The organism is Mesorhizobium sp. M0522 (genome assembly GCF_040321085.1).
GTDB lineage: Bacteria > Pseudomonadota > Alphaproteobacteria > Rhizobiales > Rhizobiaceae > Mesorhizobium.
Genome location: NZ_JAMYQW010000010.1, coordinates 117,968 through 140,429, shown reverse-complemented (window position 1 = coordinate 140,429; position 22,462 = coordinate 117,968). Strand labels below are relative to the sequence as shown.

At 60.5% G+C, this 22,462-nt stretch carries 12 protein-coding genes and 2 pseudogenes; 4 read left to right on the top strand and 10 right to left on the bottom strand.

The features are described from left to right. Nucleotides 1-97: 97 nt before the first annotated feature. The 4 genes and pseudogenes from NKI58_RS14365 to NKI58_RS14350 all read left to right on the top strand — a co-directional run. Nucleotides 98-637, top strand: a pseudogene (locus tag NKI58_RS14365) (TrbG/VirB9 family P-type conjugative transfer protein); the annotation flags it as partial. Further along, the gene (gene virB10 / locus NKI58_RS14360; RefSeq protein WP_352853417.1) at nt 637-1,857 is read left to right on the top strand and encodes a type IV secretion system protein VirB10; all 1,221 of its coding nucleotides are present in this window, start codon (nt 637-639) and stop codon (nt 1,855-1,857) included. The pseudogene NKI58_RS14365 and the gene virB10, both read left to right, overlap by 1 nt. Continuing rightward, nucleotides 1,838-2,860: a P-type DNA transfer ATPase VirB11 gene (virB11, locus tag NKI58_RS14355; protein ID WP_352853383.1), complete on the top strand. Its 1,023-nt coding sequence runs from the start codon at nt 1,838-1,840 to the stop codon at nt 2,858-2,860. Before virB10 ends, virB11 begins: the two co-directional genes overlap by 20 nt. Continuing rightward, nucleotides 2,857-4,998 (top strand): type IV secretory system conjugative DNA transfer family protein, encoded by a 2,142-nt coding sequence (locus tag NKI58_RS14350; protein WP_352853382.1) that lies wholly within the window; start codon nt 2,857-2,859, stop codon nt 4,996-4,998. Before virB11 ends, NKI58_RS14350 begins: the two co-directional genes overlap by 4 nt. A 408-nt stretch (nt 4,999-5,406) precedes the next feature. Here the strand turns inward: NKI58_RS14350 and lgt are convergent, their stop codons facing one another. The 10 genes and pseudogenes from lgt to NKI58_RS14300 form a co-directional block, all read right to left on the bottom strand. Then, nucleotides 5,407-6,177, bottom strand: a complete 771-nt coding sequence (lgt, locus tag NKI58_RS14345) for a prolipoprotein diacylglyceryl transferase (protein WP_352853380.1) — start codon at nt 6,175-6,177, stop codon at nt 5,407-5,409. 76 nt (nt 6,178-6,253) lie between these two features. After that, nucleotides 6,254-7,351: a ComEC/Rec2 family competence protein gene (locus NKI58_RS14340; protein ID WP_352853378.1), complete on the bottom strand. Its 1,098-nt coding sequence runs from the start codon at nt 7,349-7,351 to the stop codon at nt 6,254-6,256. A gap of 45 nt (nt 7,352-7,396) precedes the next feature. Continuing rightward, nucleotides 7,397-8,443, bottom strand: a complete 1,047-nt coding sequence (locus NKI58_RS14335) for a hypothetical protein (RefSeq protein WP_352853377.1) — start codon at nt 8,441-8,443, stop codon at nt 7,397-7,399. A gap of 32 nt (nt 8,444-8,475) precedes the next feature. After that, the gene (locus NKI58_RS14330; protein ID WP_352853376.1) at nt 8,476-9,606 is read right to left on the bottom strand and encodes an AAA family ATPase; all 1,131 of its coding nucleotides are present in this window, start codon (nt 9,604-9,606) and stop codon (nt 8,476-8,478) included. Then, nucleotides 9,603-11,579 (bottom strand): hypothetical protein, encoded by a 1,977-nt coding sequence (locus tag NKI58_RS14325; RefSeq protein WP_352853375.1) that lies wholly within the window; start codon nt 11,577-11,579, stop codon nt 9,603-9,605. Before NKI58_RS14325 ends, NKI58_RS14330 begins: the two co-directional genes overlap by 4 nt. Then, nucleotides 11,576-14,383, bottom strand: a complete 2,808-nt coding sequence (locus NKI58_RS14320) for a hypothetical protein (RefSeq protein ID WP_352853373.1) — start codon at nt 14,381-14,383, stop codon at nt 11,576-11,578. Before NKI58_RS14320 ends, NKI58_RS14325 begins: the two co-directional genes overlap by 4 nt. A gap of 569 nt (nt 14,384-14,952) precedes the next feature. Further along, nucleotides 14,953-15,549: a hypothetical protein gene (locus NKI58_RS14315; protein WP_352853372.1), complete on the bottom strand. Its 597-nt coding sequence runs from the start codon at nt 15,547-15,549 to the stop codon at nt 14,953-14,955. A gap of 760 nt (nt 15,550-16,309) precedes the next feature. Further along, a pseudogene (locus tag NKI58_RS14310) lies at nt 16,310-17,472 on the bottom strand (IS110 family RNA-guided transposase). 345 nt (nt 17,473-17,817) lie between these two features. Continuing rightward, nucleotides 17,818-19,017 (bottom strand): ComEC/Rec2 family competence protein, encoded by a 1,200-nt coding sequence (locus NKI58_RS14305; protein ID WP_352853370.1) that lies wholly within the window; start codon nt 19,015-19,017, stop codon nt 17,818-17,820. Nucleotides 19,018-20,516: 1,499 nt separating this feature from the next. Continuing rightward, entirely contained in the window at nt 20,517-22,088 is a 1,572-nt protein-coding gene (locus tag NKI58_RS14300) for an esterase/lipase family protein (protein ID WP_352853368.1), read from the bottom strand. Between the last annotated feature and the right edge of the window lie 374 nt (nt 22,089-22,462).

The window sequence follows — 22,462 nt, the reverse complement described above, 5'->3', positions numbered from 1 at the left end:
TGGCATTTAATTTGAGAATCCGAACTTCCAGGTTCTCAAATTAAGTGCCAATCCTGACCGAAACGACTGCATTCTTACGGTTAACTGCCAAGCGACACCCATCGCGAAAAACGTGGCAACAAACATGAACATCGTCACCACCAAGAGGATCTATTTCATCGAACTGCACGATTTCGCGCCGGATGCCGGCAAGAAGGTCTGTGGGGTTAGGTTCGTCTACCCGGAAAATGACCTGAACGCCGCACTGAGGAAAGAGGCCGAGTATCGCGCCTCTCACCCCAATGTCTCGAACATCGACAAGGCAAACGTCAATATCGACTATTCTTTTTCCGGCGATCCGTCGCTCAAGCCGTCTATGATTTTTGACGACGGGAAGAAGACGTTCTTCAAATTCAGCGGGCGCACGCCCGCAATATTCGCTGTGAATTCCGATTTCTCGGAAACGCTCCGCAACTACCGCAAGGAAGGGGAATATCTGGTCGTTGATGGCGTGGCGACCCAGTACACGCTGCGTGACGGAAACCAGTGGACGTGCATTTTCAATCTGAGAAAGCCTGATTTTGGCGCTCCGGATCCCGATATCCTCGGTCCATCTGCCGATCGCGTAGCATCCAATCGCAGAAGGAGCAGCAACTGATAAAGCGGACCCCCGAACTGGAAGCGATGCTCTCGGCCGACGAAACGGATGTCAGCAGCAAGAATGCGAAACGCAACCAGGTCTTGGGCGGCGCGGCACTCCTGCTTGGGGGTGCCGTCGCGGCCTATTTCGTTCTCGCCGGTGCACAGGAAAGGCCTCGTGACGTGCTGGATGGTGACGAGGAATTCAGGACTACCACGTTCCGTTCCCCGTCCTTTGTTCGTGAAGTCGAGAAGCCGCCCGCTCCTCCTGACAACACGATCATATCGTTGCCGCCACCACCGCCTCCCGCTGAAGAAAAGCCGGACACGACAGCGTTCAACGTGCCGCCACCTCCGGCACCTGTAGTTGCCGCTCCGCCGCCACCCGAAGCCGCCGAACCGCCGCCGGAAGAATTTCCGGAGCGCTACAAGTCGGCCATGGTCGTATTCGACAACAAGGGCTCGGCAGCCGAAGGTGGCACGCTGGCCGGCGACGAAGAAGGCCTGAGTGTCGCCAGCGAGGACCGCAATAGCAAATATCTGGCGGCGGCATCGAGCTTGGCCGACAGATCGGCGACAGCTCGCCAGATCAAGCGCATCGACGCCATGATCCCGGAAGGAACATTGATCCCAGGCATCCTCGAAACGGCAATCGTCAGTGACTTGCCAGGACAGATCCGCGCCATCACCTCGCAGGACGTTTATTCCTTCGACGGAAGGCGCGTGTTGATCCCAACGGGAACCCGGCTGATCGGCGAATATCAGTCCGATGTCGTAAGGGGCCAAAAGCGCATCTTCGTCATTTGGACGCGCCTCATCCGCGACGATGGCGTTTCGGTGCGCCTGAATTCGATCGGCACGGATAGTCTCGGCCGATCTGGCGTCACCGGCATTGTCGATAACAAGTGGCGCGAAAGATTTGGATCCGCCATCTTGCTTTCGATCGTCGGCGCCGGGGCAAGCTATCTGACCGGCTACGGCAGCAACGAAGCCTTCGGCGACGAAAAGGATGATGCCAAGCGCGGCGAAGAGCTCGCGCGTGACACCATCGCGCAAACCTTTTCGGACATGGCAAATCAGGCCCTCTCCGAAAACCTTCGCATTCCTCCGACGATCAGTGTCAGCCAGGGGGAGAGAATCTTCGTTTACGTTCGCCAGGATCTCGATTTCTCGGCCATGTACGATGATCCGGTGGCTGAAGCCATGAAGGAAATCAAGCGTGAACGTGGCTTCAAATAATTTCGGGCCGCGAGACCCCTACTATTTTCTCAATCGTGCGCTCGCACCGATAAAGGATTTCCTGGATGACCCGGCTGTCGTCGAAATCTCGATCAACAAGCCGTGTCACGTCTATGTCGAACGGCTTGGGGCCGATCATATGGAGTTTCGCAAGGTCGATGCTCTGACGGCCGATGAAATCCAGAACATCGGCGAGCGCGTTGCCGGCGCAACTGAGCAGTTCATCAGCCGGAATAGGCCGATTCTGAGCGCGGCCTTACCAACCGGCGAGCGCATCCAGGTCGTTCTTCCGCCTGCCGCTCCGGAAGGCGGGGCCATCTCCATCCGCAAGCAGGTCGTGAACAATTTCACGCTGGAAGAATATCGCGACAACGGTTCGCTTCAAAAGGTCTCGGTGGCCGTGGGAGGACTAAGCGACACCGATCGCGAGCTGATCGGCTATCTCCGCTCGAATGCCATCTACGAGTTCATCCACACCGCGATCATCAAACGTGTTTCGATCCTCATAAGTGGCGGCACATCGTCTGGCAAGACCACATTTCTCAATGCGTGCCTGAAGAGCGTTGACCTGAACGAACGCATTCTGACGCTCGAAGATACCAGAAAACTCTTTCCTCCGCAGACGAACAAGCTGCACCTCATCGCGTCGAAAGGCGACCAGGGTACCGCCGACGTGACGATCCAGCACTTGCTCGAGGCGTCGCTGCGCATGCGGCCGGATCGGCTGTTCGTTGGTGAGATTCGCGGCGCGGAAGCATTTTCCTTCCTGCGCGCCATCAACACCGGCCATCCGGGCTCGATGTCGACGGTCCATGCCGACACGCCTCTAGGGGCCTATGAGCAATTGGCAATGATGATGCAGCAGGCCGGTATGTCGGCCGGTTTCACCAAGCAGGATCTCATGTCCTATATCCAGATGGTGATCCCGATCGTCATCCAATTGCGCCGTGAGGGCGGCAAGCGCGGCGTTTCAGAGATATTTTTCGCGCGGCACGAATCATGAGCAAGGGATACCGGGCCGTCTTCCTGATCTTCTGCCTCTGCGTTGCATTCGCCGTCTGGATGCTCGGCTATGGCCTCGGCTTGCAGCTCTTCTACAAAGACGGCCGCATCCTCGAGACGACGATCACGGCGAATCCGTTCGTTCCGATCCAGCAATTTTGGCATTTTGCGAGTAATCCAACCCTGCAGAAGGTCGCGATCGGCTCGGCTGTACCCGCGCTTCTCGCCGGCGGCCTCGTCGCTTACGTCGGCCTTCGGACGCAAACCAGCCCGCTCGGTGACGCGGCCTTTCAGGACATCGCTGCTCTGCGCCGCGGCAAGTGGTTTCGCAAGTCCGGTCATATCTTCGGCCGCATCGGCCGCAAAATCCTGCGCACCAAGGACGATCGCCACCATCTGATCATTGGGCCGACACGATCGGGCAAAGGCGCCGGCTATGTCATTCCCAATGCTCTCATGCATGAAGGGTCGATGATTGTCACCGACCTCAAGGCAGAGGTTTTCAAGGCGACGGCCGGCTATCGCCGGCGCAACGGCAGCCAGGTCTTCCTTTTCGCGCCAGGCGCGGAGCGGACGAACCGCTACAACCCTCTCGACTTCATTCGCCAGGAACGTGGAAATCGCACGACCGATATCCAGAACACGGCGAGCATTCTCGTTCCCGAAAACACCGAATCCGAAAACTCGGTGTGGCAGGCGACCGCTCAACAGGTCATGGCAGGCGCTATCAGCTATGTGCTGGAAAGCCCATTTTATAACGGCCGGCGCAATCTCGGGGAGGTCAACTCGTTCTTCAACAGCGGCGTCGACCTGCAGGCCTTGATGAAATTGATCAAGGCAAAAGAGCCGTTCCTGTCCAAATTCACATTGGAAAGCTTCAACGCTTATCTGGCGCTTTCCGAGCGCGCCGCCGCTTCGGCCTTGCTCGATATTCAGAAGGCGATGCGGCCATTCAAGAACGAGCGTGTCGTCGCCGCGACGAACGTCACTGACATGGATCTCCGTGCGATGAAGCGTCGGCCGATCTCCGTCTACCTTGCGCCCAACATCACCGATATCACGCTGCTCAAGCCGCTCCTGACGCTGTTCGTGCAACAGACAATGGACATTCTTACCCTCGAGCACGATCCGAACGCACTGCCGATCTACTTCCTGCTCGACGAATTTCGGCAGTTGAAGAAGATGGACGAGATCATGACCAAGCTGCCCTATGTGGCAGGGTATAACATCAAGCTCGCCATCATCATCCAGGACTTGAAGAATCTCGACGAGATTTACGGCGAAACCTCCCGGCATTCGCTGCTCGGCAATTGTGGTTATCAGCTCATTCTAGGCGCCAATGATCAGGCGACCGCCGACTATGCATCCCGTGCGCTCGGCAAGCGGACCATCCGCTACCAGTCGGAATCGCGCACGATTGAACTGCTTGGTCTGCCGAGGCGCACGAGGGTCGAACAGATTCGCGAACGTGACCTGATGATGCCGCAGGAAATCCGGCAGATGCCGGGGAGCAAGATGGTACTGCTTGTTGAAGGCCAACGCCCGATCCTCGGCGACAAGCTGCGCTTTTTCGAGACACAGCCGTTCGAGTCCGCGGAAGCATTTTCTCAGGCGCACACTCCGGACGTGCCACCGATCGAATACCTCCCGGTACAGCCGGTTCCGGCTTTGACCGACGATTACACCCGAGCAGGCCACCCAGCGGAAGATGCCGGTGCCCCGACTACCGGGATGGCTGATTCGAAAATGAGAATGTCACTACCAGTTAACGACGCTGAGGCGATGCCGACTGTCGCTGCGACCGCGAGAGCGGCGCTGGCAACAAAGGAGCCCGCATCTCGCACCGTGAATCGCAAAGCCAGCCTGCCGGAACCGAAACGCGTTAAAGCGGCGTCGAGTGCCGGATCTGGAAACGAAGCGGAGGCGAAACCGGACGTAGCGGCTATCGATGCCCGGATTAAGATCGCCGGAGAAAGCCTGAAACCTAGCGCTGAACGCCTCAAGGAGACGGTTTCTCAGAAAGTCGAAAAGCTCTGCCAAGCATCGCCCGCGAAACGGCGAAACTATCTCGATATTTTCGCAACGACGGTCCCCGATCCCGTCGAACTCGGCCTGGAGGCCGCGGAAGCTCAAGCTTAAAGAGCCGCGAATTGCGTGTTTTGTGCTTCGGCTCGCAGGTTCGCTGAGCGAAGCGGTGGTTCGACGTGACGTTCCCGGCAAGTGGGACCGCCGCGCCGCAGTCGCGCCCCGGGCCGTAACGCTCCCTTCCGGTTCGACGGCTCTTTAGAGGTTCTCCCGGTTGTTCGTCGGGACGCGCACCGTGGTTTGTATAGGCCAATAGGCGAACTTATCTCCTGAACCGCGGAAATAGCGGACTCTCGTAACGTCGGCCGCTGGGTTGTAGAATAGGTTTAAGTGCGAAGCGAGGTAGTGCAGTACTTGTGCTCAGACCTCATATTCTAGTTGTAACATCGAATTGGCATAGTTGCGGACGTGGTCGCCTATCGGGCGGGTGACACCACGGGAGTACCAAAGGCGGCGGAAGCGTTACCTAGATCTCGATTGCCATATCAGCGCAATACCGATCATGAGCATCGGTATGCATAGCAGTTGAGACATCGATAGCGGATATCCTGCCGAGCGTAAGGGGTCGTATTCGATGCGGAGGACCTCGACCCCAACGCGAAATAGGGCGTAGAGGCTCATGAATAGGCCAACAGTACGGCCTGGATAGGCCAGCGCATGGCCCCAGCAAGCAGCCGGATAAAGCAGAACGAAAAGCAGCACCCCTTCAAGCCCGGCCTCATAAAGTTGTGTCGGATGCCGCGGATATCCATCGTGCGTGAATGCCAGACCCCATGGCAGCCCGGTTTCCGGTCCATACAACTCCCCATTCAGAAAATTGCCGATCCGCCCTAGGCATAGGCCCGAAGGCGTTGCCGCTGCAGTGATGTCTGCGAGTTGAAGCAGTGGCAAACGATGCCAGCGGGTGTACAGGATCAGAGCTACCGCGACGCCGATCAGGCCGCCGAAGAACGCCATACCACCTTGCCTGAAATCGAAAAACGATCCCGGATCAGCTTTTAGCTTGCCAAATTCGTAGAACACTAGATCGCCCGCGCGCCCACCAGCGGTAATCCCTATAGTGATCCAGAACATCACAGCGTCAATATGTCTCGCGCTGATCGCTGAGTATGCCGAGCGCGCCAGGACGCGCATCAAGAGCCAGGCGAGGGCGATGCCTGATGCAAACAGCAGCCCATACCACCGAACCGCCAGTGGTCCGATATTGAACGCAACGGGATCGATCAGCGGCATCGCTGCGACTTGAACGGCGAGTCCGATTGGCGCATTGCGGGCCGCCCGCGAGGCGAAGTCCTGCCGAGACCATTCCTCATAGGAGATCGACCACGGTTGCAATTTGTCCAGGCGCCGGCAATTCCGCCTTGTACTGACAGGCTTGCTGGATTTTCGGATCGGCCCATGCCTGACTGAACTTGCTGGCGTAATTGAATAGAATGCGCCTCTCCTCGGACGCCCGCGCTAGCACGATGCGCGCCATCGCCTCCGCGTTGGGATGGCCGTGGCCTGATCCGTTCGTAGAAACGAGCCACAAAGGACTTTCGAGCCGTTCGACGAGCTTCGACGTGTTGTTCGCGGCGCTGCCGTGATGCGCGACCTTGATCGCGTCGAAGCGTTGTCTCTGCGGCCCGCCATAGCGTATCAGGGCGTTTGCAACATCGTCGGGGTGCGCGTCGGCGCAAAACAGAGCCCGCTTTTCGCTGTACTCGATGATAAAGGTGATGCTGGTGCCATTCGGCCCAGCCGTGTCGGAAACGTCGCGCGCCGCCGCAAGGGCTGGCAGCTTATCGATCGCTACCTCCGGCGACTTGCTGATGCCAAGCGTCTCGTGTTGTCGCGAAAGCTTGCGATACCAGAATTCCCACTCATTTGCGAAGGCGCCGAGCTTGGCGCGTGGTGGGCCAAGCAGCGTGATCTTGCCACCGTCCGGAAGTGGTATGACGGGAAGCGCGCCTTCGGCGGCGACAGCGGCGACAGTATCGGCAAAGGACGCGTTCCAGGGCCAGCCGCGCGTCGCCACCGCCTGATCGAATTCGTTTGCTTGTCTGAAGGTAAGCACCGGCAACGGCTGCTTTCGCGACCAGGCGGGCCGGGCAAGCGGCGGAGGCGGATCGCCCCGGGCGATGCGTGCATGACGGAGGCCGTTGAACCAAATTTCACCGATATCGGTGTCAGCCATCCGCGGCATCAGCTCCAGCAGGCCGCCGATGTGATCACCGTCGATATGTGTGAGCACCATCAGGTTGAGGAGCGGCCCCTTCCGACGCGGGAGCGCCGACTGTAGATAAGGTAGCAAGGCAGTTGCGGTCGCCTTGCGTCCCCCGTCTATCAAAATTCTGTGGGGAGAGGTGCCGGTCTCGATCAGAAAGCAGTCGCCGTCGGCGGCGGGCAGCATATGAATCCGGAACATCGAACTGTCCTCCTTTGGGCTCGTGCCACCATTCCCAAGGCCGGCTTACATAGCCGATTCCTGTCCGACTGGTGTTGTGTCGGAACCGATCCCAAAAAGCGTTCCCGCAATGCTGCCAGCAAGCAATAGCGCGATCCAGGCTGCAAGGACGTTGAGGTGCCATCCCCGCGGCAGTTGCGGTGGTACATTGCGCGCCTCAAATTCATGCACCAAAATCTCAAGCTCGTGCCGTTCGGAGTGGCGACTGCCGTCCGCGGTTAAACCCAGACGTGCGAGATCTTCGCGTGCTTCGGCAAGCTGGCGCTGGCGGGCGGCCTGTCCTTCGGGACCGCCTTGCAATTCGGTAAGCCGCGCGCGAAATGCCAAGATCGGTGAGCGGGCGGCAAACAGGTAGAGGGCGTAGGACACCATCCAAAACGCAATAAAAAGTCCGGAGTGGGCGGTCCGATAGTCATCGAACCCCAGGAACCAGAACACAAACCACAGCGCAAACCAATGACACATTCCAGCGGTCAGCCAGAAGGTGTAGGACAGAAGTTCCTCGATACGTGCGATCGCGCGCCGCGCTTGCTCCGTGTCGATACTGCCGATGGCGATTCCAGTGTCGCGCATTACGGTTAGGATCTGTCCGTAGCCGAGCAGCGAACCAAGCATTCGACCTATCTGGAAACCGACGGCAACACAGACGACGGCGAGCAAAAAAAACAGCCCGGCCGTTCCGAACTTGTAGAGCGCCCAGCCGAGGTAGGCACCAAAACATCCGGCGATCGCCGTGCCGGTCGCCAGCGACCACAACTTGACGCGCCGTTTCAGCGCCGCTTCGAATGCAGCCATATCGCCGCTGAGGTCGAGGCCAGCACCCTTGAGCAAGCCTTCCAGGGCGGCGGTTATCATGCTGTGCATCTTGGCTGCGCGCCATCCGGCCAGCACAGTCGGAACCCCCGCGGCCACGGGCAGGAAGTCGAAGCCAGTTGCGTTGGTCCCGCTGAAGGTGTCGATGCAGATGTAGAAGGCCCATGCGGCGGTGAGCCAGCCGCAGAACACGAAAAACCAGTCTGTGAGTGTCAGTTGCCGCCATGGTTCCGCGAACATTATCTGCCGCTTGCCTGATGCTCCAATTGAGATCATTTCGACTGCGGACGGCCGGCCACGAGTGGCGGGGGTGGGGAGTTCGCCTCGAGCTTTTCTTGTACGAGTATACGGTCCCTCTCTGGCAGAAGCGTCAGTGTGCGCAGCGCCGGAGATTCCAGCTTGCGATCGGCGAGCGCATTGGCGACATTCAGGATTCCGGCATCGTCGACGTTGAGGATCGCGATCGCCAGCCACCGCCAGAATTCATCCACCGTATAGGTGCGCGACAGACCGGGCGTCGTCTTGAGTGCGGTCCATACAGGCAGTGCTGCCTTGACCACCCGTTCTTCCGCATCGCCGCGGAATAGCGGTTCGGTGCTCGCGCGCTCCGCCGAAAAGTCGCGCAGTTCGCCAAGGCGCGAACGCAGAATCTCGGCTACCGCAGTATTGGTCAGCTTGATTTCGTGCAGTACACAGCGCCGCAGGAATGGATCCGGCAGCCGGCGCTCCTGATTCGAGGTGATGACCACAATCGGCCGCTTGTCAGCGGGACAGGTGACTTCGTGCTTATCATCCTCGGCTATAATGAAGCTCATCTGGTCGAGTTCGTGCAACAGATCGTTTGGAAAATCGCGCGGCGCCTTGTCGATCTCGTCAATGAGCGCCACGCGGACCTGATCGGGCTGCGCATACCAGCCGAATGCCGTCCCCAATACGCCCGCCTCAATATGCCTGCACTTTGGGACGTTTTCGCCTTGGTTTTTTAACGCCGCCACTTGAGACTCGCGAAACCACGAAACGGCATCGAAGGAATAAAGTAGGTCCTGCGCGCGCGATTCCGATTTGACGTTAAAGACGAGCACCGAGCCAAGATCGAGCACATGCGCTAGCCAGTAGGCCGCAAGCGTCTTGCCGCTGCCCGGCTCGCCTGTAAGCAAAAGTGGACGTCCGAGTGTCAAGGCGACATTTGCCGCCGTTATCAGCTCGGCGGAAGCAACATAGCTCGCCGCGAACTGTTGATGGCGCTTGACGAAAGGTGCGTTGCGTTGCGAGCGCAAAAGCAGCGCACGCGCAGCGCTTTGCCTGTGCTCGTCGCGCGCTACGCTACGGGTCGGCTCTTCTTGTTGCTGTTCGATTTCCCTGGCTTTGAGGCTGAGCGGACCGATCAAGTCGAAATCGTTCATGGCTGGTCTCCTGCTTTGTCCAGACGATCCTTCCACACGCTGAGGCGGAACTTCCGTTCGAGCGCCAGATGGAGGGGCCGGAATCGTTTTCCATGGTTACGCGTCAGCTCAACCGTCGTTTTGTCTATCGTTTTTGCATCAAAGCCGTAGATCTGGCAGAAGCGCTCAATGTGTTGACTGAGTTCGTCGCTCGGCACCTCGTCCAGTAGGACCTGTTCGAAGCTACCGCTCTGTGCCACTAGCGTGCTTGCCGCCTCTTCGCGGACAAAGCGCAGGCCGAGAACGATTCGCGTCTTTTCCGGATCGAGGTCGAGATTCGTAAACAGGCTTTGCCAGAAGCCCAGATAGGCCCTTAGCGCCTCGACATGAGAGATGTTGAACGGGCCATGAGTGAACGTCAACAACGTCGGCTGTCCGTCGCTTAGTTTGTCAATCGCGGCCTTGACGCTCACATCGAACACAATGCCAAGGTCCGACGCCTCATCCGCTTTGTTCAATGCTCGGTATATGCAGTCGCGGAAATGGATTTCCGTATCATTCTTGGGCAAGGCGGACAGTTGCAGCTCGACTGGATAGTTCACGGCCGACCAGTTAGCGAAACGCTCGGAAACGAAATCGACGAAGCGCTGCGCGAACACTTCGGTGCCATCCTCCGGCAGCCCATGCCAGAGAATCGCATGAGGAGCGTCCGTCGATCTCTGAAGAGCATCATTGAAATAGCGCTCGATTTGGCCAAGCGGAACGGAGCGGTCGAGTCGCATCGGAGCGTCGCCGACGGATTCGGGGTCGATTATGTTGCGGTCTTCCGTGCCAAGTGCTGACCACATATCGTACTGCACCGCAAGGATGGTCGTTGCCCACCGGGCCGCCATCACCGCGTCCTGCGGTCGACTCTTGGCCATCTGCGAAATGGCCCTTGAAAGCGCGACCGGGGGGGCCATTCCGTCGATCGCGATCATCGGCAGGGCGAGCAGTCCGAGTGCCATGCTGTCCTGGATCACAGCCACCTGGCGCGTGGCGATCACAACGGATGCGAACGGCGCCAGCCTGCGCACGGCGTTGTTACGCTTCGCCGCACCGCCTTGGCAAGCGTTGATCCAAATAATGGGAGGGAAATTAGTCCGCTCGTGGATGCTCTTCAGCGGATCGATAAGGTCCTCCAATGGATGGACACCGTCCGTACCATCGGGTTCGGGATCGAATTCGAAAAGTGTGTTGTTCTCTTCCGCCTTGGCGTGTCCGTAGTAGTAGACGATGTGCGGAATGAAACCCTCGGCATCATCGCCAAGGCACCGCACGAAATCCGAATAGGTGTGAACCGTCTTCAGCCGGTTCGAACGGTTGGCCGCCTCGTAGTTGGGGGGCTTGTAGTGGGGTTTAAAGACAGCTTCAAGGTCAGCCAGGTGCGTCCTGCCGTTTGTCGGTGTTTCGGAGAGTAGCGGACATATGATCAGGACTTTTGGCCAAGGTGGCAGCTTCACTTCGGAAAAGCGGGGCGTGCCGTCCCTCTTGGGCGCCGCATCTATGGTGATGGCGGACGGGTTGATGCGGCGCAAGGCCAGGAAGGCTGCTCCCGCATCGTCCTCCTCGGTCAGCAAGGCCCATGGCAGGCGCAGGAAAAGGTCGAAGAAATCCTCGGCGGAATCGGTCATGTCCTCCTTGAGCACCGGCACGAGGTGCAGGTGCGAATGGACGAAAGGCGGCGCTTCCGGGCCGAACAAGGCGATGTTGAGTTGCCGCCCGATCGCCATCTGCTTCCTGTAGGGCAGCAGGGGCTCGATGTCGGTGGCGGAATCCAATTGAATGAAATTCTGCAGCAAGGCGCCGATTGTCGCGGTCGCGTCGCCACCTTGAATCGTGTCTATAGATAGGCCTGTGTCGCGCCAGGCTATCCTGTCCTTGCTGACTTCGATCGTCAGCTTGGTGCCGCTAGCGGGCCTCAAGTAAAGCCGATACAGATGGGGGGAGGTCATGACGCCACCTCGGCCTCTCCCGACCGCCTGCTGGCGGAGGACTCCTCCAACGAGTGCGTTTCGCTGGCATCGCGCTTCGTGGTGTCATTCTCTGCAAGATTGACTTGCCCTGGCGCGGCGCCATCGGTGTCAATGTCAGATACGAGCGCGGCCGCCTCGAATTCCGTTGCAGCGGCCGGCAGCGGAAGCGTGTAGTCGAGCGGCCTGATCTCGATCCGAGGGCCGCTCTCCGCCCTGTCGACCAATATGGCTACGCGGCTGCTTTGTCCGGCGACGGCTAGCGCGCGCCTGAGCGGGTCCGCCGCCAGCACCGGTCGATTGAGCAAGGACATGGTGGTAAAGGCTGCTTCCATTCCTTCGCTCTGCGCGGCAGCGAAAATCGGCATGCCGACGATATCGAAGGAGCCTTCGTGGCCCAGCACCGCGACGGAAAGCCCGGTGATCTGCGGCGGCGCACTGCTGGCGGCACCCGCTATCGCCACCGCCTTCCGGTCCGGAAACGCCACAACACGGCGCACGGGGTCGCGGTAACGAATGCCGGAGAGCTGACGCTCGCGGTCATAGCAGCCGAGCATTCCTTCCTCCGTAGCTGCGATCAGTAGCTCTTTTGGCGCGGCCGCGCCATCGGGCCCGATGCCGAGAACACGGGTCACGGTGATGGCGGCCGGTGAGCCGGCTATCACGAACGACGGTTCGTCATTAAAGCTGTTCTCGACGTCCTCGACAGACACCCGGTGGACATTGCCATTTCCAAGTCCGACAAGGACCGAGTTGTCGGCCGTCGTCAGGGCCATGATCGGGGCTGGGAATCTCCATATGGATGGGCGTTCGCCGCCGTCGATCGGACAACGCAGCAGTTCCGTCCGGCCGGACTCGCCAACGAAGGCAACGCGTCCGCTTGGGTCGACGGCAAGGATCGCGCGGCCGAAGCCCGACTGCGATTCGAGGCGATGACTGGCTTCAGTATTCAGAGGTGCTGGCTTTAGGGTCGCGGGAAGCGAAGCCGATTCTACATCGAGCCTGAGCACATGACATTTGCCGTCTGCACTGATCACAGCGATCGGCGCGTTCCAGGCCGACGCGATTGCGCCGATCTCGGAGGAAGGAGTTGGCAGCTCAACTGGGGTGACCCTGCCGAGAAGCGTGTCGAACACCATCAACTGATCCGTCACGCCCGCTAGCAGCACGTGGCGTCCGCCAAAAAAGAAGGTACCCCAGGACGAATGTCCGCGTATGGGAAGGGCCGAACCGTCACCGCTCGCCAGTCGCGTGCGCGAAGCCGGCAGGCCGAGCGACCAGCGCGCCGGCGAAATCTCGGATCCGCTCCGCAGATAGCTATCGCCACGCGCTGACTGCGGCTGCAAGGACAGAGGCTGGCCGCGCTCTGCCGCCATCGAGGACAGACGCCGCCTGACGGCGGCGCTGCGCGGCTCGTAAGGCAGCCTGATTAAGCTCTGCTGGCTTTTGTCCGCATCCTGCGGCGACCGCAAACGCTCCAGGAAGTCGCGGATCGGCGACTGATAAAGCAGCCCGCTGGCCTCGATCCTAACGATCTCCTCGACCGCAGCATCGAGGTCGTCGGCGAAGACGTGCACCAGATTTCTGGCATAGGAGTGCACCACTTTTGCCGACTCGCCGCTTATAGGCGCCACTTCCGCAAACGCCGCGTCGATGATGGCTATGGTCTTGCTGCGGTCGGTGTCGTCGCGACACGCAAAAAGGCTGAGCAGACGCCTCCGCATTGGCGCCTCGAAATTCAGGCCTCCAGGGCCGGTCCATGTTCCGGTCAGCGCGGCGAGACGCGAGAAGGCGAGCGAGGGATGCGGCGTGCACAGGTCCCGATATCGGACGCGCAGCCTCTCTGCCAGCGAAAAGGAAATGGGCTCGACCAGTGCGCAGTCGCTCGCCCACTGTTGGGCGTCTTCGCCGAGCGCATCGAGCGCATCTGGACCTGACACACTTCCGCTCCAGGCATCATCTGCCGGAACCGCTTCGGCCGCACGGACTCGGTCGGGCGCAAAGACCCGTGCCACCGCATCCCGCAGCCCGTCTGCAGTCGCTTCAACCAGTGTCACCCCGGCCTCCTGGAGGGAGGCATGGCGATGGTCCCATAGGCGGCGGTCGCGCAGATCGAGGAAGATCAGCGGACCGTTCTCGGCCAGCCGACGAAAGAACAGGATATCGCTGCGCCCGAGCCGGTGCACCTCGGAGAAGACGATCGTCACCGTCCATCCCGGCTGCGCCACCAGGCCTTCAACGTTGAGCGCTTCGGGTCGGGGCATCCGCATTCCGCTTCTGGCAGCGAAGAAAGTGCCAGGAAAGGCGATGCTCTCAACGGCGACCCCGCGCGCATGCAACACCTTCTCGAACTCGTCCGCCAGTGTGTTCCAATGCATCCCGTCGGCATTGCGGTCGGCGAGCAGCAGGATTTTCGGCAGTTCGCGCCTGCGTTCGGGAACGAACAGTGCCGAGTCGCCGCCACGCGTATGCGCCGCGATCGTACGGCGCACGTCGATGCGCCGCGGATCGGGATCGCCAAGCCGGTAGCTCAGCATCTCGGCAATTTCGATGCCAATGCCGGTGGGAAGGAAGGTGGGAGGCGCGCCGCCTAGCGAGCCGATGCGGAACATCGTGCCGTCGGGCTTTGGCGACTTCGACTCCCAATCTTCCTGATTGTGTACTCCTTCATTGTGCGGCTCTGGCGGGCGGCGCAGCATGATGGCGCGCCAAGCAAGCAGGGCGAGCCCGGTCAGCGACACGGCAGAGAGCACTGCATCCATCGCATCGATGATGGCAAAAACCACAGGATCGTCCGGTGCGCCGGGAGGAGTGATGGGAGGGACGTATCGGAAGAAATATCGGACAACCAAAAGTACGACCACGGCCAGACCGGCGAATGCCGCTGTCCTTAGCAGCCGCGGCCCGGGACGCGGCCGCCGCTGCCACAGCGCATCGAGCGCAAGCAGTCCCCTGCCTGTCGCGGCGCCCGTGCGATTGGAGATGCTCGTCCACCATGTCTCTGGTTCCGGCGACCTCTTGGACCGCTTCCGCCTTGGGGGATCGGGCATGTCTTTTTCTTGGATGGGGGCGAGCCTGTGCTCCCCCGTATGGTCACGCAGAAGATCGCCCAGAATGTCTTTCAGAATCCGGATTTCATTCGGCCGGCGTACAAGCACGGGCGAAAGAACCGTACCGATCTCATCGTCTGTCCAGCCCGTCTTTTGACGCAGCAGCGTCAGACAGGCCACCCCGTCATTGGGCGACACGAGAACACCGCGCGACCGCAAGCGTGCGACTAAGGCCAAGACGAAAACGGCATCGACCCGATGCAATCCGGAAGGTGTCTTCGAGCCCCCTGGCCCTGCCTTGCCGACTATCTCAGCCATGTTGGCCAAATAAGGATGTCAAGGAAGAGCAGGATCGTTGCAGTCACGAAAAAGGCGACTAGTCCGCTGCGCGGTCTTTCCTCCAGAGTACGAGAACTGTTCGGCGCGGCGGGCCTGTCTGGAAGGAGCGCGTCAAATCCGTCGGCGGCGGCTACGGCCACAGCTAAAGGGGCCGCCGCGGGTTTCGGCGCCAGACGGCTGTGTGCGATGGCAAGCGCGGTAAAAAGGGCAGCGCCAAGCAGCATTACCGGCACATGGTATTCGGCCGCGATGCGTCGATAGAGCACAATTTCCGCTAGGCTGCCGAAAATGATCCCGAGACAAGTGCCTCTGTTGCGCTGACTCTGCCAGGCTGCGAGGCAGAGAAGGCCGCCGAGGACGGCGAACAGCGGCCAATATGCCAGTTCCAGCGGCAGATCGACAATGGATGCGACCTGCAAGCCCGCCTTTCCGCTGGAGTTGGGACGGTTCGGGTGGGCAACGCATCCGTACACAAACACCGCCGTGAAAAGCCAGGCGATGATCAATCGCATCATATCAAACTGGCTTGGCTGTGCGTGGCTTTCCTTCTCGATGGCGGGCATTCAATTTTCCCCCTTGAGGAAGTAAAGCTTTAACAAAAGGTCTTGGCAAGCATTTCCCCGAAAAGTGTATTTTCGGCGTGGAATAAGGCCTCCGAGGAGTGATCCGCGTCCGAAAGGGATTCTGACGCAGATTTGGTGCAGTTCCCTTTGGTTTAAACGTCGATCTTGCCGCGGCCGTACCGTGATGCGGCCTAAACAGCCGCCGGTCTCTGAGAACATCAATTTGCGAAGGAGGCGACCAGACTTACCCGCGTCCTTTCGTTCCACGGGTCGGGGTCGTCAGCGCCGAGTGTGTTGGAGGTCACGATGATGATCCCTTACATGCCACGGTTCTGGCACACGTCGCGTGATGTTCGTGCGCGTTCACGGCCGAATCTGCAGACAACAGGTGCCCCCGGGCGGAAGCTTCGATACAGAATTACTCGCAGAACAGAACGGCTGGATCGTATCCGGTCTCCTCCCAAATAGACCTCACATGGGGATTACATGGTCAAGTGTGATTTTCCTCCTTCGCAGTTTCGGTCCAAGGTCTGAGCCCGATCACGTGACGCGGCCCGGTCGCCGGGCCTCATCCACCTCACATGCGGTCGCCGCTCCTGGCGGCAGCACCAATATCCCGCTTGCGGCGGGCGCAGGCTCAGGAAGACGAAACCATTCTGCCGATCGGCTGTTGAGGCCATGCATATTTTCGGTTCGCCCACCTGGATCCGAAAGGCTGATCAGGCCTTTGCGGAATGGAGGAAAAGGGTGGTGGAAGCGGTCATGCGGTTTTCATGAGCGCTCCCTGGATGATGACGCCGGCGGTCGCGTATTTCCACAGCGCCACCAGCAGCTTGCGGGCGAGCGCGACGATCATCGCCTTCTTGAGGCGGCCGCCGTTGCGCGCCACCCGTTCGCTGAACCAGCGGGCCAGGCCCGAGGCCGGCTGATGGCGCAGCCACAGCCAGGCAAGCTCGACCATCGTCGTTCGCAGCCGCGGATTGCCTGCCTTCGACACGCCTTGTTCGTGATCGATCGTGCCGCTCTTCCATGGGGAAGGTGCCAGTCCCGCGTAGGCGGCCACCTGCCTGCGGTTGTTGAAATGCCGGAACAGCCCTTCGGCGTGGAGGATCGTCGCGAATTCCGGCCCGATGCCCTTCAGCTTGAGCAACATCGCCGCCGGCGTCGAGGCGTCCACCGCCGTCGCGGCGAGCAGCGCGTCGCGCTCGGCCTCCACCGCCTTGATCTGGCCGAGCAGCAATTCGAGACGGTCAAGTTCGCGGCCGATCTGGGCCTTCATGCGGGCCGGAAGGGCGCGGCCGTCGCCGGTCCGCAGTTCTTCCAGGCGATCGCGCCGGTCGCGGCGCAAAGGCTCGTAGTCGCGGATGCCCTGGCTGAAGAGCAGGCCTTTGATGCGGTTGACGTGCTCGACCCGTTCGGCGACCAGCGCTCGCGGTTGGTCCGGCGGCGATCCTCATTCTCGGGCGTCGGCACCCGGACCATCGAGCAGACGCGCGGCTCACCCCGCTTGACCGCCAGCAGGGCGCGGATCAGCGCCTCGCCATCAAGCCGATCCGTCTTGGCGCGACGGTGGCGGCGCGACACTGCGATCGATGCCGCATCGACGATGTGACTTTCGATCCAGTCCTCGCGGTTCAGCACCCGGTCGACCCAGAAGCCGTCCAGCCCCGCCTCCTGGATCACCACCAACGGATAAAGCGTGCCCGTGCGCGCCTCGGCCTTGCTGCGCAGCCCGGTGAGGCAGACGAGCAGCCCGGCACTGTCACCGCCGGCGACCATGTGGCGTGACATCTTCTCGCTGCCCGGTACAATCGAGGTGACTAGCCAGGTCGATCTGGACAGCTCCAGCGAGACGAAGATTGCGCCAAGATCCACGCGGACAGCGGCTTGTAGCTCGGATTGATCGGTGGTCGAAAGATGCATGAAAGGGCCTCCAAAGAGCGAGTTGCGATGGCCCACTCTGCCAGAGTGCGGGCCACGATCCACTCCCCATGGGATCTGCCGTTCCCATTCGATCAACCCGCTCGCGCATCAGATGGGCAAATGCCTGGAAGTGAAGAATACTTCCGCGCAGCGACGGGCAACAGCCAGAGCAACGGCCGCGTTCTGCCGCGGGAGGCTGAAGAAGCCTGCCATGTGATTTGCGCGACCGCCGAGGGATCAGCAATTCGTGATCCTTCGCGGCAAAGCGCACATGGCCCTCACCCCACTCAGCCGAGGCCGGCTGGCAATGATCGGAGCATTTGCACCTCCTGACCAAAAGCCACGTTATGGGCCTGGGTGCGATTCCGGGACCCCGCCGTCATCGGGAAATGCTACATCGATCCAGCCACCCTCATTCAGCGTGCGCGTATCCTCAAGCTTTGCTCGTCCCGCCACCAGAGTCAGCGTGTCGGTGTCGGGTACACCGGAGTAGGCGCCCTCGCGTGTTGACACGACGGCGAAGCGGGGGCGACCGCCCGGCGCCTGCTCGGGCAGCACCTTGTCAAGTTGATGTCGCGGCGAGCCGTTCTTGCTGCCGTGATGGCTGATCTTCAGGAAATGCACCGGCTTCAATTCGTTTTCCCGATCCATCATCTCCCAGCTCTTCTCTTCCGCGTCGCCGGGGAAGAGGAGCCGCCAACCGTTCCATTCGAGCTCGATGGCTACGCTCGAATTGTTGGCGGCCTTGTCGATCGTGCGCAGATTGGCGGCCATCCCACTGGAGCGAAACTCGATCAGATCGAAGAAGTCTCCTGCGGAGACACCCGCCGGAGGCGTGATGGCTTTGGCGTCGAGCGACAGGGGTGCAGCGCCCTCGAAGAGGGCACCAAGCGTTCGAGGCGGCAGGGCGCCGTAATAGATCGAGGTGTCCTCTTCTGGGGCGAGTAGCCGGACCTTGGTGCGGCGGAATGGGTGATGGGTCGAGACGTTGGAGGTGCGATGCACATACAGAGGCTTGACGCCGTCAAGGCCGAGCTCGCTGATATGCTTGACGCAATCTTTTGTGGATCGCGGATTGTTGATGTCGAGCAGAGCCTGGATCCCGAGCGGCACTGGTACAGCGCTCTTTGCGAGAAACGCGGCGACGCTATCATAGGCCGCGAGTGCAGCGAGTTTCTTCCGCTTCGCAGTTGGGAAGCGGTTGTAATAGGCCTCGCCTTCCGACGAGGCGGTCATCCAGAGGTGCCTCGCCTTGAATTCTATACCGAGCCTCCTGGCGCCATGGAGAAGCCCTTGCACATGGTCCATGTGCTCATGCGTCATGATGTAGAGATCGATTGGGTTGCCGCTGAGTTCGTCCCTGATGTTTTCAAGCACTGGCTTGAAAACTTCGTCGCGACCCGCCGTTCCAGCGAGCGCATTGCCGACATCAATCAGCACATTGACCGTGACCTCTTGGCCGGCGTCGTCGACCTCAGGAATGGTCAGCAGTATGGCGTCGCCAAACAGCACATTGTAGATTCTGATCCTGAATTTCTCCGCCATCTCAGTGCCCCATCATATGCAGCATCTGGCCCATCGCTCGAATGCGCAGCGTGCCGCTCTGGACCTGGAAGTTTGGCGAGCCGAACTCGAGGACACCATCGGCGATGTTAGAGGCAAGGAATGCCTTCCGCATGATGTCATTGCGGGAGGTCGACGCGTCGCGCTGCGAGGGATGATCGGGGCTGGTCGACAGCAACGTGCGCACCTTGCGCGTCTCCCAGTCGACCGCTACCGTCGTGCCGCGCGTGACAGCAATCTCGTTGAAGAAATCGCCAATCTGGAACTCCTGGGTTGACTGCCAGGCAACCTTGAACAGGAGCGCCCGCATCAAAGCCGGCTGGCCGTTCTTGCGCCAAGTCTTGCGGCTGACGTCGAGCCGCGGCCTCACCTCGAACGGGATGTTGACCGGGATCAATAGCTTCTCGCGCCATTTTTCCGCAAACTGGTAGGCCGCCCAGTCGCTGCGTGCCAATTGCTCGAGATCGAGGTCGGCGGGCAAGTCGAGGCCTGGATCGACAGGATCGAGCGTTCCGGCGTCCTCGACCATGCCCCGTCGCAAAAATTCCGCTTTGATGAAGTCACGCGGTTCGGAGTCCTCCGGGTTCGAATAGGTGTCGGCAGCTACCATGGCGCGACCATAGTCGGCGAAGGAGATCTCTCCCGGCGGCAGATAGTCCAACGCACGGAACGCGATGCGTTTGAACTTCTCAGTTGCCTTGAACAAAGCGAAACCTGAAACGGAAAAGTGGATCTTGTCCTTCTCCTCCTTCGTCGGCGCCGGCAGGCTTGCCTGCTTTCGCTTCTGCTTCTCCTTCGCGAACTTGTCTTGAAAATCCTCCTGCCTGATTTGCTCGTATTCGGCGAGAAGCAGGGCGTAGAGCGCGCCGGTGAGAACGGTGCTGAGGTCGTGCGGCTCATTTAAATCGAGGTCGCCGGGCTTAAGCATCGACGCCTTGTTGTTGAGGTCACGCAGCGGTCGCCCCTCGCCGTATAAGGCCTCACCGAACTGCCGGGCGATCTCGTTGAAGGCTTCGGCTTTCCGGAGGTCGCCGCCAGTGTCGATCATCACCTGGCGCAGCAGCCGATCCGTGCGCACCGCGAGCATCACCGCTCCCAGGTCGGCGATCGCCTCGTGCATGGCGAGCGATTGCGGAGACGTCGCATTGTAAAGATCGGGTGCAATGCCGTCGAGGATCGCGTGCGTCGTTTCGTGCGCGACGACGTCCGGCGACAGGCAAGTGTAGACGAATTTGCCGGGCTTCTTGGGGTTGGGGTCGTCGACGAAGAAGAACTGCAGGCTGCGTGAATCGCGATGGTAGAAGGCATTTGGCATCTTCCCGGCGCGTGGTACGACGAGCAACTGCTCGCCGTCGAAGGCCCAGCTGAGCTTGCGGCCGAGTACATCCTGCGCCTCGAAGATCGACATCATCTTCATGACCGCCGTGAACACGCTGACCTGAATGAAGTCGGCCGCCTCGAAGTCCAGTTCGTCCTTGACCTTATACAGTCCCTGCGTCCGACCCTTCGGCGGCACGAAGCGCGCACCGGGCATCACCGCGCCGGTGTCGGGATCGAGGTCGATCACCGCCACGCGCCGTGACACCGGCCCGTTGAGCAGAGGCTCTGTCGCCGTATACTCCCAGCCCTGCATCCGGGTTTTCGCGCCCTTGGGCGCACGGCCGGGCTCGGCGTCCATATATTTCAGCTTGACGACGTTGGTGTCGGGAACCGTCTTCTTCTTTGCCACAGCGTTGTCTCCCTATTTGTCGGTCACCGCGAACTGCACTGGTCTCTCGCCGGAAGGCTTGCCCACGAAGCGCGCCCGGTAGAAGCCCGGCTTGCCGAGCGGCGGCAGGCGCAGCTTCAGCGAAGGGATTGGCGGGCCGGAGTAGCTGACCTTCAGGGCCTCGCCGGCGGCTATGAGGTTGGTTGGGTCCGTCCGTGCTTTCCAGCACCACCTTCCCCTTGACGGTGTCGACCGGTGCCAACGGTGCGATCACGAGTTCGATCTCATCCTTCTTTCGGATGGTCAGAGACTGTACGGAAAGTGTTGCGGTCTCTGTTCCCTTCACGCCGACGGGCGGAGTCGGAAAGTTCTTGCCGAAGAGGCGGAAGAACACGGCCTTGAAGGTAGTTTCCGTGAAGAACCCGGCATGCTCGCCGACGACGAGCTGCTTCTGCGCCGAAACCGGAAGCGCACTCCACAAGGGTACGGTGCCGTCGCCGGCGTCTTCGGAACGGGTCACCTGTCTGGAGCTCGTGCCGACGTTTATGCGGGTCGCGGTCTTATGGCCGGTTCCGGCGAAATAGAAATAGCGGATATGCTGGGGCTCCTTCCCATTCCTGAGCGTCTCGTGAACCCAGGCGGCACGGGCGACCAACGCCGGATTCATTCCAAGGCTGGTGGCGACAGCTGGGTCATATATATCGAGGTCGCCCAGCGTGCCGCCTGCCTTGATGTCCCAGCAGGCCGCTTCGCCTGGTGCGGGAAGAAGCTGGTAGCCGGACGGATAGCGCGGGTCTGCCGCGATGTCGCGAAAGTCGGCCGTGCTCACGCCCATGGCGCTGTCGAGACCGAGTATCCGTGCCAGGGCGAGCGGTGCGCCGAGATGCGGCGTCGCCAACGTCACGAACGTTCTGATCTTCCCAAACCAAGGTTTTGCATCGAATTTGCCGGCCTCGAGCATCAGTCGGCTGATCAGTCCGCCCATGCTGTGGGCAACGATGGTGATGGACGTTGTGCCGGCTGGCAGTGTGTCGAGCCGGTCGGCCAACTGATCGGCAAGAGTTTCAAGATCTCGCCTCCAGTCATAGGGGACGACATGAAGGCGGTCGCCCGGCCCGCTCTCCTTGAAGCCGATGGCCGCGAATGTATCGACTAGTGGCTTGTAGATGTCGAAACAGGAGACCCTGCGGACGATGTCGCCGACGACGAGGTCATCTCTCAGCAGTTTCTGTTTGCGCTTGTAGCCGAACGTGACCTCGAGTGGCGTTGGAGGCCAGACTTCCTCGCCATCGGGTAGCGCCAGGATCGAGCCCATGATCCCCGGCACGAACACTACGCACTTCATGCTCTGCCCCTCTCGTGATTGACGACCTATTTTCTCGGATCGATTGTGCAGCCGCACCCGCAACTGCGAGGAGATTCTGTGTTGCCGCTCCAACTCATGTGGATGCCGAAGGCCGGTACCGCCGACCCCGGTGCGATCTTCGGTGCTCGCTCGTCGATACCTGTGGAAGGATGGCCGATCCCCACCTGGAGATCGTTAGGCCGCGCAACGAGTTTTGCAGCGGGCGTGTGTAGTTGTTCTTATGGCCGTTAGAGAGCGCCAAGCGTGGCGAGCCCGTCCCTGGCCTCTCTGGCGGCGTACCTGGCGCACGCCCGCCATGATGCGGCACGACGATGCCGGCAACTGCCTTGCCCGACGCGAGCGAAGGAATGTCA